The 13,451-nt window shown below is 70.2% G+C and carries 15 protein-coding genes and 2 pseudogenes; 9 read left to right on the top strand and 8 right to left on the bottom strand.

Annotated elements, in window-relative coordinates; translation table 11 throughout:
* Positions 1 to 13: 13 nt before the first annotated feature.
* The 3 genes from ACN9MM_RS00975 (at position 14) to ACN9MM_RS00965 (ending at position 1,349) form a co-directional block, all read left to right on the top strand.
* Positions 14 to 769: a hypothetical protein gene (locus tag ACN9MM_RS00975; protein ID WP_426368625.1), complete on the top strand. Its 756-nt coding sequence runs from the start codon at positions 14 to 16 to the stop codon at positions 767 to 769.
* Positions 770 to 885: 116 nt separating this feature from the next.
* Positions 886 to 1,062 (top strand): hypothetical protein, encoded by a 177-nt coding sequence (locus ACN9MM_RS00970; protein ID WP_426361815.1) that lies wholly within the window; start codon positions 886 to 888, stop codon positions 1,060 to 1,062.
* 107 nt (positions 1,063 to 1,169) lie between these two features.
* Positions 1,170 to 1,349, top strand: coding sequence for a hypothetical protein (locus ACN9MM_RS00965; RefSeq protein ID WP_426361814.1), 180 nt, complete (start codon positions 1,170 to 1,172; stop codon positions 1,347 to 1,349).
* Positions 1,350 to 1,390: 41 nt separating this feature from the next.
* On the opposite strand, the gene ACN9MM_RS00960 is transcribed toward ACN9MM_RS00965, so the two are convergent.
* A complete protein-coding gene (locus ACN9MM_RS00960; protein WP_426361813.1) occupies positions 1,391 to 2,287 on the bottom strand; it encodes an MBL fold metallo-hydrolase in 897 nt (298 codons plus the stop codon).
* A gap of 81 nt (positions 2,288 to 2,368) precedes the next feature.
* Here ACN9MM_RS00960 and ACN9MM_RS00955 point away from each other — a divergent pair, with 81 nt between their 5' ends.
* Positions 2,369 to 3,223, top strand: a complete 855-nt coding sequence (locus ACN9MM_RS00955) for a LysR substrate-binding domain-containing protein (RefSeq protein WP_426361812.1) — start codon at positions 2,369 to 2,371, stop codon at positions 3,221 to 3,223.
* Positions 3,224 to 3,485: 262 nt separating this feature from the next.
* Complete coding sequence (locus ACN9MM_RS00950; protein ID WP_426361811.1) at positions 3,486 to 3,953, top strand: hypothetical protein; 468 nt, start codon at positions 3,486 to 3,488, stop codon at positions 3,951 to 3,953.
* An 18-nt stretch (positions 3,954 to 3,971) separates the two neighbouring features.
* Here ACN9MM_RS00950 and ACN9MM_RS00945 read toward each other — a convergent pair.
* Positions 3,972 to 4,135: pseudogene (locus tag ACN9MM_RS00945) on the bottom strand (IS5/IS1182 family transposase); the annotation flags it as partial.
* 212 nt (positions 4,136 to 4,347) lie between these two features.
* Here ACN9MM_RS00945 and ACN9MM_RS00940 point away from each other — a divergent pair.
* Positions 4,348 to 6,084 carry an immunity 49 family protein gene (locus ACN9MM_RS00940; protein ID WP_426368624.1) on the top strand — a complete coding sequence of 579 codons (1,737 nt, stop codon included), beginning with the start codon at positions 4,348 to 4,350 and terminating at the stop codon, positions 6,082 to 6,084.
* A 172-nt stretch (positions 6,085 to 6,256) separates the two neighbouring features.
* Here ACN9MM_RS00940 and arr read toward each other — a convergent pair whose 3' ends face one another.
* Together arr and ACN9MM_RS00930 are read right to left on the bottom strand one after the other, a co-directional pair.
* Positions 6,257 to 6,685, bottom strand: a complete 429-nt coding sequence (gene arr, locus ACN9MM_RS00935; RefSeq protein ID WP_426361810.1) for an NAD(+)--rifampin ADP-ribosyltransferase — start codon at positions 6,683 to 6,685, stop codon at positions 6,257 to 6,259.
* Between the two features lie 213 nt (positions 6,686 to 6,898).
* Positions 6,899 to 7,438, bottom strand: coding sequence for a DUF7617 domain-containing protein (locus tag ACN9MM_RS00930; protein WP_426361809.1), 540 nt, complete (start codon positions 7,436 to 7,438; stop codon positions 6,899 to 6,901).
* Positions 7,439 to 7,449: 11 nt separating this feature from the next.
* On the opposite strand from ACN9MM_RS00930, the pseudogene ACN9MM_RS00925 reads away from it, so the two are divergent.
* Positions 7,450 to 7,989: pseudogene (locus tag ACN9MM_RS00925) on the top strand (ABC transporter permease); the annotation flags it as partial.
* Positions 7,990 to 8,126: 137 nt separating this feature from the next.
* The gene (locus ACN9MM_RS00920) at positions 8,127 to 8,279 is read left to right on the top strand and encodes a hypothetical protein (protein ID WP_426361808.1); all 153 of its coding nucleotides are present in this window, start codon (positions 8,127 to 8,129) and stop codon (positions 8,277 to 8,279) included.
* A gap of 241 nt (positions 8,280 to 8,520) precedes the next feature.
* Here ACN9MM_RS00920 and ACN9MM_RS00915 read toward each other — a convergent pair whose 3' ends face one another.
* The 3 genes from ACN9MM_RS00915 to ACN9MM_RS00905 all read right to left on the bottom strand — a co-directional run bounded on the left by ACN9MM_RS00915 (position 8,521) and on the right by ACN9MM_RS00905 (position 9,492).
* Positions 8,521 to 8,889 (bottom strand): PRC-barrel domain-containing protein, encoded by a 369-nt coding sequence (locus tag ACN9MM_RS00915; RefSeq protein ID WP_426361807.1) that lies wholly within the window; start codon positions 8,887 to 8,889, stop codon positions 8,521 to 8,523.
* Positions 8,890 to 9,032: 143 nt separating this feature from the next.
* On the bottom strand, positions 9,033 to 9,200 hold the full coding sequence (locus ACN9MM_RS00910) for a hydrophobic protein (protein ID WP_426361806.1): 168 nt from the start codon (positions 9,198 to 9,200) through the stop codon (positions 9,033 to 9,035).
* 76 nt (positions 9,201 to 9,276) lie between these two features.
* Positions 9,277 to 9,492, bottom strand: coding sequence for a hypothetical protein (locus ACN9MM_RS00905; RefSeq protein WP_426361805.1), 216 nt, complete (start codon positions 9,490 to 9,492; stop codon positions 9,277 to 9,279).
* Positions 9,493 to 10,436: 944 nt separating this feature from the next.
* Here ACN9MM_RS00905 and ACN9MM_RS00900 point away from each other — a divergent pair.
* Positions 10,437 to 10,991, top strand: a complete 555-nt coding sequence (locus ACN9MM_RS00900) for a cysteine hydrolase family protein (protein ID WP_426361804.1) — start codon at positions 10,437 to 10,439, stop codon at positions 10,989 to 10,991.
* On the opposite strand, the gene ACN9MM_RS00895 is transcribed toward ACN9MM_RS00900, so the two are convergent.
* Complete coding sequence (locus ACN9MM_RS00895) at positions 10,983 to 13,370, bottom strand: molybdopterin oxidoreductase family protein (RefSeq protein ID WP_426361803.1); 2,388 nt, start codon at positions 13,368 to 13,370, stop codon at positions 10,983 to 10,985. The genes ACN9MM_RS00900 and ACN9MM_RS00895 overlap by 9 nt on opposite strands.
* Positions 13,371 to 13,451: the final 81 nt, after the last annotated feature.

Genomic DNA, 13,451 nt, shown 5'->3' with positions numbered 1-13,451 from the left:
CGCGCCCTTGTACGTGTCGGACTACGGGAACAACCGCGTCGTCGCCCTGCCCACGAGTGGCGGGGATCAGGTACTCGTCCCCTTCGAGGGTCTCGTACGGCCGACGGGCATGGTCGGGGACGCGGCAGGCCGCCTGTACGTGTCGGACACCGGCAACAACCGCGTGGTCGGGAGGGCGGCGCACGGAGGCGGCCAGTCCACCGTCCCGACCGAGGGACTGTCGCGTCCTCTGGGGCTCGCCGTCGACCGGGCCGGGAACCTCTACGTCGCCGACAGTTTCAACGACCGGGTCGTGAAGGTGTCCGTGGCGAGCGGTACCCAGACGACCGTTCCGACCACGGGGCTGCTGCACCCCTGGGGGCTGGCGCTGGACGCCGCCGGGAACCTGTACGTCTCCGACTTCGTCAACGACCGCGTCGTCAAGGTGGCGGGTGACGGGGGCGGCCAGACCACGATCCCCACCACCGGCCTCTCCCAGCCGACCGGCCTGGCACTCAGCGCCGCGGGAGACCTCTACATCGCCGACAGCGGCAACAACCGGGTCGTGAAGATCGCGAAGGACGGGGGTCAGACGACCGTCCCCACCACCGGTCTCAGCGACCCTCTCGGCCTCGCGCTCGACGGCTGCGGCGGCCTGTACATCGCCGACGGCTTCAACAACCGGGTGGTCCGTGTCCGGGAGACGGGCGGCGGCCAGTCCACCCTCCCGTCCACCGGCCTGAACACGCCGACGGGCCTCGCCTTCCCGCCGACCGGCACCCGCCCCTGAACCACCCCGATCTGACACCTCGAGCTGCGCCCAGTCGTCTCGGGCGCCAACGCCATGAGGGAGACAGTGCCGCTGGGCTCCCCCTGCCGTCCACGGTCACCGGCCTGGGCACCGCCTTGGCGGCGGCGACCCTCGTGGTGACGGCGGGAGCGGTGACGGCCTGGCAACGAGGCTGGTGGAACCGCACGGCCCGTACCCTCTTCACCCTCACCGCGCTGGCCTGCCTCACCACGACAAGCATGCCCCTCCTGTACCACCTGGTGGCACCGCGGCTCTCCTCGCTCGCCGACTGAGGCAAGGGAGACGCAGCCCGGTGTCCGCGACGACCGCCCCGTAGGCCGGTGAGAAATCCTGGCTCGTGCTCAAGGTCCCCAAGCCGCTCCCAGTCGTTGAACGTGCCATGCGCCTGTTCTTCTGGACCCTCGGCGGGGCCCTCGTGCTCGGGGGACTCGTCCTCGCGCTGTCCGGCAGCTTCGTGGCCGCAGCGGCCTGCTCCGCGTACGTCGTGTTCGCGGTTCCCCTCGCCGTGCTCGTGGGCCGCGCGCTCCGCGGCCGTTCAACCCCACCGTCCTCCGAATGAAGGGGTCCCTCGCGCATACCCAGCTCTTCATCGGCCGCGCATCACGTGGTGTGTTCGGCGCACAGACATCTCACGCCCTTCTCGATCCATTCCCGTCCGGTCCATCGCGGATGCCGTTCGATCAGCAGGGCCCTGACCTCGGCCGTGATCTCGGATTCGCTCATCGCCGAGTCCCTGCGCCGCCAGGTCTCGTCGCGGAGCTCGCGCAGATAGTCGCGGATCTCGGCGAGTACATGCGGACCCCCGACCGCGCCGTGTCCGGGAATGATCGTCTTGTGGCCGGCGGAGGCGAGCCGCTCCATGACGGCCAGCCAGCGGACACCGGAGACGTCGGTGTCGTGGGGCGGGAACCAGGGGAAGATCGCGAACTGCGCGGTCTCGGCCAGGTCACCGGTGAACAGTGCGCCGGCATCCGGTACCTCGACGACCTGGTCGCCCCTGGTGTGTCCCCGGCCGGTGGGCCGCAGGAGCACGGTGCGGCCGCCGAGGTCCAGCTCGTGGACGCCGTCGTAGACCAGGTCCGGGCCGGGCACGCGGACGTCACTGTCGAGGCGGTCGGCGACCTGCGCGCCGAGACCGCGGAACATCTCCAGATAGGCCTGCCCCTTCACCTCCAGGTCCTGAGCCTGTGCGCGGTTGACCAGGTAGGTGGCATGTCCGGTGAAGACGTGTGAGCCGAAGGCGTGCTCGGGGTGGAAGTGCGTGCTGGTCAGGTAGAGGCGGCGGCCCCGGGCGACCTCGTGGGCCAGGGCGAGGACCTGCTCGGCGTTGGCGGTGCCCATGCCGGTGTCGACGACGAGGACGGCCCGCGTGCCGCCGATGATGCCGATGTTCGGGACCAGTGGGATCCCTCGGTCCGGTACGACCAGCAGGCCGGGGGCGAGTTCCCGGGTGCCGCCAATGTGGACGGCGGGGTCGCGAAGCGGTGCGTCGTTCATGCTTCGATTGGACCGTCCCGATACTGCGCCCGTCCAAGACCGTATGGGAACCGTCCGATACCCCACAGGTATCGTCGCAGCATGGAGCTACGAACGCTGCGCTACTTCGTCGCTGTCGCCGAGGAACTCCACTTCGGTCGGGCGGCCGCCCGGCTGCACATCAGCCAGCCGCCGCTGAGCCGGGCGATCAAGCAGCTGGAGACCAGGCTCGGCGCCGCTCTGCTCAACCGCTCCCTCACCGGCGCAACCCTCACCCCCGCCGGAGCGGTCCTGCTGGAGGAAGCCCGCAACCTGCTCGACCAGGCCGACCGGGCACGCGCACGCGTGGCCGCGGTGGCCGGCCGTCCCGGAACCCTCACCATCGGCCTCCTCGGCGACGGTTCCGACCTGGGCGCCCTGCGCCTGGCCGACGCCTACCGTGAGCGGCACCCGGGCATCGAAGTCCGTGTCCGCGAGGCGGACCTGACCGACCCGACCTGCGGCCTGCGCGCCGGCCTGGTCGACATCGCCCTCACCCGCGCACCCTTCGACGAAACCGGCCTGCGCGTGCACGAGCACCGCACCGATCCGGTCGGCGCGGTGCTCCGCACCGACGACCCGCTCGCCCGCCGTGCGGACCTGAGGCTGGCGGACCTGGCCGGCCGGCCCTGGTTCCAGTTCCCCGGCGGAACCGACCCGCTCTGGTGGTCGTACTGGAACGGCGGTGAGCCCCGCGAGGGACCGGTGGTACGGGCGGTGCAGGAATGCCGACAGGCCGTGCTGTGGAACGGCACGGTCGGCATGACCCCCCTCGGACACGACATGCCCGACGGGCTGACCGCCGTCCCGCTGACCGACATGGCACCCAGCCGCGTGGTGGCGGCATGGAACGCGGACGACACCAACCCGCTGATTCCGCCCTTCGTCCAGATCGCAACAGCCGCCTACCTCGGCTGAACACCTCTCGCGACCGGTCGGGACGTACGGGTGGCGCCGATGCCCGAGGGGATCGGCCGGCGCCTGCGCGGCCTCCGCCGCCCTGGCGCGTCCCTGACCAGGAGTCGGCGGCGGCCCCCGTGTCGGATCCGGTGGCGGGGGAGTCCTTGCTGCCGGGCTCACGGCTCAGCGGGCTGGGCCACCGGACGGCAGGGCCGATGTCCCTGACGAGAGCGGTCTCCTCGCGGACCGGGACATGAGGAACGCGTGGGATTCTGTCGGGATGGATACGTTCACGGCCCGGCTGGACAGCGCGTGGGAGTGGTGGTCGGCCGCCATCGAGGAGGCGCAGGAGGGGCGATGGGTTCGCGATGCCGTGGAGCGGCAGGTGGTGGCGGACATCGTGGCCGCGACGAATGCCCTGCACGGTGGCCGACTGGCTCCGTTCATCGAGGACTTGTGGCACGTACGTATCGGGCGGATCGCCAACTGGGCCGGAGCGCTCCGGCTTGCCGCCCGAGCAGGGGGGTGGGAGCTCCAGCCCGTCGCCGGGCGCAGTCCGAAGCACCCCGCGGGTATGGCCGAACTGCTGTCCGGTATCTACGCGATCGGTGAGCAGGGTGAGGAATGGATGGCACGGCTTCTTCGAGAGAGGCAGGTGCCACCGGAGAAGGACATCGGCCGCGCGGAGGGCTTCCTGACCGGGCCAGGGTCCATGGAGGATCTTGAGCTGTTCTTCTACGACACCTGATGGACATCCCGCTCGGCTGGCGGCGAATCGGAGCGCGGCCTGGTGCGCGACGGCGAGCTTGTCCGTCCGCATGGCCGGACCACGCCATCGCCTGAGCCTGCCGGCGCATCCTTCGACAGCGTCGCGCTGCTTGTCTCGACGTCGCACGCGGGCGGCCGACCGCCTGCGCGGCCTCGTCGCATGGTCCATGTCCTCAGCGAGGCCATCCGGCCTCCACCACGCAGCCCAGGCCGTCGCTCACACGTGAACCGCACCCTCGCGGCTGGGCCGACGCCGCCACCAGACCGCCACCAGACCGGCCCTGACCTGCCCGGACGCAACGCTCTGCAGCACGCTTTAGGCTGTCGCAGAGATTCGATCAAGGAGCGGGGCTGTGCGAATAGAGCGTCACCAGGTGGACGGGGCCACCGTGTCCGCGGCGCGCGAGGACTTCACGAACCGCATCGGACGCCAGGTGCACTCCATGTCGAGGGCCGGCCGGATGACGACCTACGAATGGCAGTCGATCGCTGACGAGTTCCTCGACTACCTGGGTGCCCTCTCCGTCGAGACTCCCGACCTCGACACCCCCGAGGCCAAGGCCGCCCTCAAGGACGCCTCCGAAGCCGCGGCCGGTGCCGTCGCCTACGCCGCGTACCACCCGCACTGCACCTTCGACGTGTTCCTCGAATACGTGAACTTCGGCATGAGCTACGACCCGGGCGAGGACGCCCCTGCGGAACGCGTCACGGCCGGGGAGTGGATCGACGCGCTCTGCCTGGCCTTCCTGAGGGACAAGGCCTCGTGGCACGGCGAGGCGTTCCACTTCGCTCGGCAGAAGTTCGCGGAGGGGGCGCAGGGCACGCCCGCCGGCGAGCTCGTGACCGGATTGACGGCCGTGGTTCTGGACTACACGGGCGACGACGAGGAGTATCCGCCGAGCGCGCAGGCCAAGCTCGTCGCCGTCGAAGCGGCCCTCGACCGTCTCCGCAGCCGCGCCGCGGAGACCGGCGAATCCCTTCTGGAGCGGCCGGACAGTGCGGCACTCTGCGCGTTGCGCGCTCTGGTCGTCGAGGACCGGGAGGGCTTCGACGCCGTGCTCGCCGAGCTCCTCGTGGGGCATGCCGCCCGTCAGGGCCCCGCAGCCGCTGCGAGGACTCTGCTCCCGCTCGTCCCCATCGCTCTCGCCGCGCTCGCGTACCGGACGCTGGGCTGGGCGCCGGCCGTACGCACCGATTACCTTCCGCACGCGCTGGTCACGGGCTTCGAAACGCCGGGCCCGCGGGTCGCGGGGTTCGGCCGCGACCGTCGGCCGGACGCGGTCGCCGCGCTTTCCGCAGGCCCGCTCGTGGTGGACCGGCCGCCCTGCGAGCGAGAGGGCGTTTCGCGGATGGAGGCCGTGTACGAGCAGTACCTGGAAGAGGCGTTCACCCCCGACGAGGGGAAGCCGCTTGCCGTCTGGCGTCTGGGCAGTGCCATGGCTGACCAGCGGCGCCTGTTCATGTGGCGGGCGGGAAACCCCGGCGATGTCACGGACGCCCAGCTCGCCACCCTTCGACTGGCCTCTCGCCTCGGGGCGTCTCTGTTCCGCATCGCGTTGGCCGAGCCGGACACGGAGGTCGAGGTGGTCGTTCACGGTCGTACGCTGCGCTACCCGGCCGAGCGGGGAAGGGAAGCCAGTGCGGGGAACTGGCAGACGGCCGTCGCCTTTGCGCTGATCACCGGCGAACGCGAGGACCTTGCTCCGCTGGTCCTTACCGGTCCTGCGTTCGCCGGCCCGGACGGCTCCGCTTCCACCGCGTACCGCGAGGCGCTCCACGCCTACTTGAAGGGCGCCGAGCCCGAAGCAGCCGCCCAGCGGGCGCTGGAGGAAGCCGAGAAGGCCAAGGACTGGGGCTTCGCGATGCCGCCGACAGTGCTGCTGTCGCAGCTCGTGGAAGGAGACGAGGAGAGCTTCAACCTCGCCCTGGCCGACGCGCTCGAAGCCCATCGCGCCTATTACCAGGTCGCCGACCGCTCCGACGGCCCCGATGTCTCCATCGACCTCGACGTCCTCGCCCTGGCCTGCCACGCACGCCGCCGGGGCTGGGCCGTCCACGTCGATTCCCCCTACCTGCCGAAGGACCTCCTGCGGGCAGCTGAACCCTTCTAGCTGGGCCATGCCTCGAAAACGGATCCTGAGTGATGACTGATCCCGGTGCAGAGGACGGGGAGATCCCACGGACCAGCCGTGGGCAGCAGGGGGAGGATGGCCTGCGCGTCGCCCCTCCTCGCCGCTAGGGCCACCCCCGAACCCGTGCCCGATGCGCCGGGAGCGTCGATGGTCAGTCCAAGATCGTGGCGATGCCGCGTCGTCGAAGATCGGCCAGCCCGTCTTGCATGGCCTTGATCTGCTCGGGGGAATGCCCTACCCAGCCCTTGAGCTCCGACACGATGCGCACCGGATCGCTCGTGCGAAAGGAGCGGGTCGGATTGCCAGGGAACTTCTTGTCGGTGACGTTGGGATCGTCTTCCACGCAGCCGGTCGGCTCCACGACGTAGATCCGGCCCGCGCCGTCGCCGGCCGCGAGCTCGGCACCCCAGACGGCGGCGTCCAGGGTCTCGGAGAAGTAGACGTTGCGGGCCACGCGCCCGTCCTCGTAGTTGGACGCATAGCCGGGCACCAAGAGATCCCCCGCAGCGAGGTCCGCCTTCGTTCCATGCAGGTACGTCCCTGCCTCATACACCTGGAAGGGAACAGGGGCAGTGCTCATCGGTTGCTCCTTCGACCTGGGCGCTGGGTCCACAGCCAACCACAACAGCCACCGCAAGTAGGCGCGGTTCCTTGTGCGGGTGGGGACGTGAGCGGGGACTCCACGGTGTGCCGTGCCCGTCAACGCGCGGCCGAGGCCCGCAAGGAGGGCCCGTGCGGCGCGCCCTCGCAGGGGCGCGCCGGACGGCATGGGGGGGCAGAGGGCTGCTCGGGGTCAGGACTCCTTCGTGAGGATGCAGAGCAGGGAGCAGGCGATGGCCGAGGACGGTGCGCTGGTGGTCGGCGGGGTGCCGGGGGGTGCGTTGAGTCCGGAGAAGGTGGCCGATGCCGTGTTCTTGAGCGGCAGGGCCAGCAGGAAGGAACTGCAGTAGACCTGCCGGCCGGCGCCGACCGCGAGGTCGAAGGTCCCCGCCGCTGTCCGGCAGCCGGGGGTGGTGTGGTCGTTGACCGTCGCTCCGGTCGCTGCGACGGGACCGGTGTTGGTGACGGTGATCCGCCAGTACGCGGTGCCGAGCAGTTGCAGCAGGCCCACGGGGCTCTTCTCGGCCCAGGGACCCGCGCCGCCCGGTCCGCACGCGTGCGGGTTCGAGACGGTGCAGATCTCCTTGTCGACCGTCACCTCGGGCTTGCACCGCGCTCCGGGTGCGACGGCGAGGTCGACGGTGTTGGAGGTCAGGGAGCCGGACCCGTCGGTCGCGGTCGCGGTGTCGGAGACCTGGGTGACCGCACAGTCCGCCTCGACGACCGTACGCACGCAGACCTGGGGTGATCGGCGGACGCTGGTTCACCGTGATCGGCATCCTCGAACCGGTCACGCTCGCCCCCGAGTTGAACTCGGCGGCTCTCGTCGGCTGGCCGGCCGCCGAAACCGTACTGGGATTCGATGGCCGTCCCACCACCGTCTACGTCCGCAGCGCCGACGCCGATGTCTCATCGGTACGGTCCGTACTCGGCGCCACCGCTAACCCCCGAGCCCCGGGCGAGGTCAAGGTGTCCCGGCCCTCCGAGGCCCTCGCCACCAAGCAGGCCGCGGGCGAAGCCTCCACGGGACTGCTGCTCGGCCTCGGCGCGGTGGCCCTGCTCGTCGGTGGCGTCGGAGTCGCCAACACCATGGTCATCTCGGTCCTGGAGCGCCGCGCCGAGATCGGTCTGCGACGCTCGCTGGGCGCCACCCGGGGACAGATCCGCACCCAGTTCCTCACCGAATCCCTTCTGCTGTCCGCTCCCGGCGGCGTTGGCGGAGCCGTGCTCGGAACCAGCGTGACCGCCGGGTACGCCGTCTATCAGGACTGGCCGACGGTCATCATCCAGGTGGTCCGCTCCTCCGTACCCGTCGGCACGCCGAGCGAGGTCGACACCATGCACCGGGCGAACCCGTTCTCCATGGACGGGGCCTGACCTCGGTCGACGGCACCCAGATCTGCAACTTCCACGACGAGTCCGTGTTCAGCCTGGACATGAACGGCTCCCTGGAAGGCGAGTTCACGGCTGAGGTCTTCCTCGCACAGGACACCGGCCGCAAGGACCCGTCGGGACGGGGAATCGTCACCATCTTCGGCGGTCTCAAGTGGAGATGGCAGGTGCGCCCGATCTGAGACGGGTGCGGCCACGTGCTCCGGTTCGCCTTCCCGCGTCCGGGCTCCACCCTCCCGCTGGAATCCGCGTTTACCGCAGGGGTCCACAGGTCATCAGCGGGTGGTCAGACCTGGCCCTGAGTGGCTGGAGCGGGCGTTGCCTGATACAGGCAACGCCCGCTCCGGGCAGCGCATTTCACTGCTCCCTGAAGAAGCGGGCTTCTTCAGGACTCGACGAGTCCGGGCCCCCACCCGTGAAAGGTCAGGCGTGGGGGCCGCCGTAGGTGGCGCCGGTCCCGTAGTACGTCCCCAGTTCCGCGTGGTAGCCCGCGTCGCCGAGGTGCTTGTCCCGGTGGAACTCGGGAGCGCTCTTGATCTGTTCCCTGGTCCTGTCGACGAAGATGCTCCGGTCTTCCGGGTCGATCCGGACGACCGTGCTCGCGGGCAGGAGGACCTCCTTCCCGAAGATCCACACGCCGGTGTCCACGACCAGGTAGGCGTCACCGACTTCGTCGGAGTGCTTGTCGACCTTGCCGATGCTTCCGTCGGTCGCCTCGACCTTGTAGCCGGTCAGATCGGTCCCGGCCAGGTGGCCCGAGGTCGACCTGTAACTCCACATACGTTCAGTCACGCGAGGACAACTCCTTCGGTAGGCGGCGGACCTCAGGGAATTCCTTGAAGCCCGGTCCTTCTCCGATGCTTTGCGCGGCGGCGTATCTCTTACTCCGCTGAACTCCGCCTGCCCCGACCGGGTCCGGCGAATCATCGGGCCGGTCACCAGCGGTACCAGCGTCCGCCGCCGCTCCCGCTCTTGGGGCGGGCGACGAATCCGATGAGCCACAGCACGAGCAGTGCGATCGCGACCCACCACAGGATTTTCACCAGGAATCCGGCCCCGGCGAGAATCAGAATGAGGAGAAGGACGAGAAGCAGGGGAACCATGTGCTATCAACCTCCGAACAGGCGTGTTCCCCAGGGCCCGGATCCCACACCTTCGAATGGACGACCCGGGCGGCGGTCAGCTCGTTCCGGGCTCGTGTGCCATGCGGCGTTCCTGCAGTTTCCTGACTTCCTCCGGGCTCTTGCCCCGGAGCGGCCCACTGGCCTCCGGGTGGACCGGATCCGGGCCGGGGTGGTCGCTCATCTGCTCTTCGCGGCCCTTCCCCGGCGCTTGGCGCTTCATCTCCATGCCTCCGGCGCCCTTGGTGTTCTCGTTGTCCTTCGGGTCCTTCATGTCGGTGGCTCCTTCGACCGTCTCGCTGACGGGTACTGCCTGCGTCTACCCACGACGCGCGAGCGCATCTCCCGCCTCTGCGGTCGGAGCAAGCGGCGCCATGCTCCTCGACGAACTGAGGGACCGGGCATGCACCGCAGCCGGTAACAAGGCAGGTTCCGACCAGCAGGTCACGGCCGAATCCCTGTCGTCCTTGGACGGCTTCTGCTCGGCCACACGCCCCTGGGCCGCAGTGTTCGGCGACAGTGCGTCCCCGGCCTCACCACCACCGTCACCGGGGCCAGAGATTCCTCGGCTTCCCGCCGCGCCTCCGGGGCCCCGCGCTCGCCGGGCGCCTTCGAAGGCGGGGTCGTCACCTCGTTTCCCCCTGTGCGCTCGCCTTTGCGTTCCTTGTGCGCGCTCATGTCGGGCTCCTCACCGCCGGGCGGGCTTTGTGCCCGACGAGCGGGGCACGCGCCCATCGTGCGGGTTCGAGGAATGGCGGACGGGCCTGAGGACTGGCGGGCCGGCCGGAGGGCTGGCGCCCAGAGCGGCGCCGTGAGCGGCGCGAGGTACGGAGATGAGGCCTTGCGCACGGCGCGCGAGTCCGTGTCGGCATTCGAGTGCGTTGCCCCGAGCGGCGCACGGCGTGGCCGACGCGCGACACCTCGACGCAGGCAGCAGACTGCCTGAGACGCCGTGTCTTCTCCGGATGAAAGGCCCGCCGTGCTGCTGACACATGCCTTCGACGAAGGCGTCCTCGTCGTGCGTCTCACCCCGGCCCTGGCCGTACGCCATCGCGCGGCGGTGACACCGGCCGTTGAGGATCTTCTGCCAGCTCACCGTCCGGCCCACCTTGTCGTGGTGGCCGAGGGAGGGTGGACTCCGGCCGTCTTCAGGACGCCGTGCAGGGCGGTGGCGGTGCCCGGGTCCGCCCGCGGCGCCGCTGGGCGGAAGGAGGCGGCGTGGGTATCACGGCACTCATCGTGATCGACATGCTCAACACCTACGAGCACGAGGACGCCGAGGTGCTCGTGAAGTCCGTCCGCGAAGCCCTTCCGGCCATCGGGACGCTGCTTGCGCAGGCGAGGGGCGCCGACGCACCGGTCGTCTACGTGAACGACAACTTCGGCCGCTGGCGCTCCCACCACGGAGAGATCCTCGAAGCCGCCTTGGCCGGCCGCTACGGCGATCTGGTCGAGCCGATCGCACCAGATGAGGAATCGCTGTTCGTCGTCAAGGCCCGGCACTCGGTCTTCTACGAGACACCCCTCGCCTACCTGCTGGGCCAGCTCGGTGTGCGGCGGGTGGTGTTGTGCGGGCAGGTGACCGAGCAGTGCGTGCTGTACTCGGCCCTGGACGCCCACATCCGGCACCTCGACGTCGTCGTGGCCCTCGACGCGGTCGCCCACATCGACGCCGGCCTCGCCGACGCGGCCCTGCGGATGATGGAACGCAACATGTCGGCCGAGCTTCGCCCGAGCGGCGAGATCATCTTCGGGGACATGCCCTCAGGCTGAGGGCTGTGCGAACGGCTTCGGTCGGGCCGGACCCTCGGCTCGTTTGACGAGGGTGAGGGCGGCTGCGGCGGTCTTGAACTGGGGTTGCTTGGAGACGGGATCCCAGTGGGTGGCGATCGCCTCGTTCGCGGCGCGCCCCGGCACCCCGGGCGCGGGGGCCCGGCCGGCCGGTGTGTCCCAGTAGCCGTAGTGGAAGGGGACGAACAGGACGCCCGGGCGGACGGAGCCGATGCGTAGCCGCCCGCGCAGTGCACCGCAGCGCGTGGTGACGTCGACGAGGTCGCCTTCCGTCAGTCCGAGCCGACCAGCGTCGGCGGCCGCGATCTCCACCCACACGTCCGGGGCGGCGTCCACGAGCTGGGGTACCCGGCCCGTCTTGGTGCGGGTGTGGAAGTGGTAAAGAGTGCGTCCGGTGGTCAGGTGGAAGGGGTGGCTCTCGTCCGGCCACTCCTTCGGCTGGACGTAGGGCGCGGGCCTGAGGAGGGCTTTCCCGTCCGGGTTCATCGACCGGTACCAGTCCTCGCCCAGCGGTTCGCCGGTGACCAGATCCTTGCCGTACGTCTCGCACAGGTCCGGGTGAGCCCAGGCGACGCCCGCCTCGTAGAGGCGGTCCGTGCCGTCGGGCGCGTGCTCGGTGCACGGCCACTGGATGCCGCTGGGGCCGCGGAGTTTCTCGTAGTTCAGGCCGGTGTAGTCGCAGGGCCGTCCGGCACTGCACCGCTTCCATGCCTCGAAGGCCTCCTCCGGGCCGCTCCAGTGGACCAGGCGGCCGCCGTCCTTGTCCTCGAAACCCATGCGGGCCGCATACTCGAGAAAGATGTCCAGGTCCGGGCGGGCGTCGCCAGGTGGGTCCACGGCCTTCTCGGACAGGTGGACGGTGCGGTCGGCGTTGGTGAAGGTGCCCGTCTTCTCTCCCCAGGTCGCCGCCGGCAGCACGACGTCGGCGAACTGCGCGGTCTCGGTCAGGAAGAGGTCCTGGACGACCGTGAACAGGCGCTCCTGGGCGAGGACGGAGCGGATCCGCGCCAGTTCGGGCAGGGATACGGCCGGGTTGGTGGCGCTGATCCACAGCATCCGTACCGTGCCCTGCTCCGCCAGCTTGAAGATCTTCATGGCGTGCGTGGGCGGGGCGTCATGGGGGATGGCCGACGGCTCCACGTTCCATACGCGCGCGAGGTCGGCGACGTGGGCCTCGTTCTGCCAGTTCCGGAAGCCCGGCAGGTCCCCGTCGGCGCCGCACTCGCGCGTGTTCTCGGCGGTGGGCTGGCCGTTCATCTGGAGCACCCCCGCCCCGGGACGGCCGAGCATGCCGCGGATCAGGTGCAGATTGTTGACCTGGACGGCCGCGGCGGTCGCCTGGTTTGCCTGGTAGAACCCCTGCAACACGGTGGACAGCAGCCGGTCGGCGGTGCCGAGCAACTCGGCGGCCTCCTCGATCGAAGCCGCCGGCACGTCGCAGATGGCGGCAGCCCACCGAGGCGTGCACGGTTCGACTTGCTCGTACAGGGCTTCGAATCCGACCGTGTGCCGGGTGATGTAGCCGGTGTCGGTCCATCCGTGCCGGATGACCTCGTACAGCAGGGCGTTGAGCAGAGCTACGTTGGTGCCGAGCCGGGGCGCCAGGTGTACGGTCGCCAGGCGCGCCACCGGCGTCAGCCGCGGGTCGACGCACAGGAGACGGGGCGGCTCGTCTCCGTCCAGCCGGTCCAGGATGCGCATCCACTGGACGACCTGCGTCTCGGCGATGTTGTGCCCGAACAGGGCGATCGCATCCGCGTGGTCGATGTCCTCGTACGAGCCGGGCTGGCCGTCGCTGCCGAAGGACTCTTTTAGGGCCTCGGCCGCCGTCGCCGTGCACAGCCGGGTGTTGCCGTCCAGGTGCGGGGTGCCGATCCCGGCACGGGCGAGGACCGCGAGCGTGTAGTACTCCTCCAGGAAGAGCTGCCCTGAGGTGTAGAACGCGATCGCCTCCGGCCCGTGGGAGCCGATGAGCTCCCGCGATCTGGCGACGATGCGGTCCATCGCCGTCGGCCAGTCGCTCTCCACGAGGCGTCCGTCTTCGCGGACCAGTGGCCGGGTCAGTCGGTCCGCGGAGTCGTTGGCCTGCCACGCGTACAGGTCCTTGGGCTCCAGCCGGCCCCGGTTGACGCGGTCGCCGGCCCTGCCCCGGACCCCCACGATCCGCCCGTCCCGGACGGCGATGTCCATCGCGTCACCGTCGGAATGCAGGAGCGAAGCCGCCTGCACCCACGCCTGCACTTCACCCTCGGCCACCCCATCGGCCAGGCAGGTATCCGTGCGCACGGGCCACTGCCCGCCCCGGCCGTAGGGCGTACGGCGTCCCCAGGGATCGGCGATCCGATCGCCGGACACATTCACGGGTTTCCGCCTCACAGCCGCTCCTCTGCATCCGTGCGGCGCGGTCGCCGCCTGACGCCCCGATGTACGGCGCCTACCCGG

Origin of the sequence: Streptomyces sp. E-08, assembly GCF_049913095.1 — a bacterium.
Classification (GTDB): domain Bacteria; phylum Actinomycetota; class Actinomycetes; order Streptomycetales; family Streptomycetaceae; genus Streptomyces.
The sequence above is the reverse complement of the archived record's forward strand: the minus strand, read 5'-3'. Positions and strand labels throughout refer to the sequence as shown.

Excerpts from the sequence above, each read along its gene's own strand:
- ACN9MM_RS00965 (WP_426361814.1), top strand. The coding sequence starts at position 1,170 with ATGCGCCTGTTCTTCTGGACCCTCGGCGGGGCCCTCGTGCTCGGGGGA.
- ACN9MM_RS00960 (WP_426361813.1), bottom strand. The coding sequence starts at position 2,287 with ATGAACGACGCACCGCTTCGCGACCCCGCCGTCCACATTGGCGGCACC.
- ACN9MM_RS00955 (WP_426361812.1), top strand. The coding sequence starts at position 2,369 with ATGGAGCTACGAACGCTGCGCTACTTCGTCGCTGTCGCCGAGGAACTC.
- ACN9MM_RS00950 (WP_426361811.1), top strand. The coding sequence starts at position 3,486 with ATGGATACGTTCACGGCCCGGCTGGACAGCGCGTGGGAGTGGTGGTCG.
- arr (WP_426361810.1), bottom strand. The coding sequence starts at position 6,685 with ATGAGCACTGCCCCTGTTCCCTTCCAGGTGTATGAGGCAGGGACGTAC.
- ACN9MM_RS00910 (WP_426361806.1), bottom strand. The coding sequence starts at position 9,200 with ATGGTTCCCCTGCTTCTCGTCCTTCTCCTCATTCTGATTCTCGCCGGG.
- ACN9MM_RS00905 (WP_426361805.1), bottom strand. The coding sequence starts at position 9,492 with ATGAAGGACCCGAAGGACAACGAGAACACCAAGGGCGCCGGAGGCATG.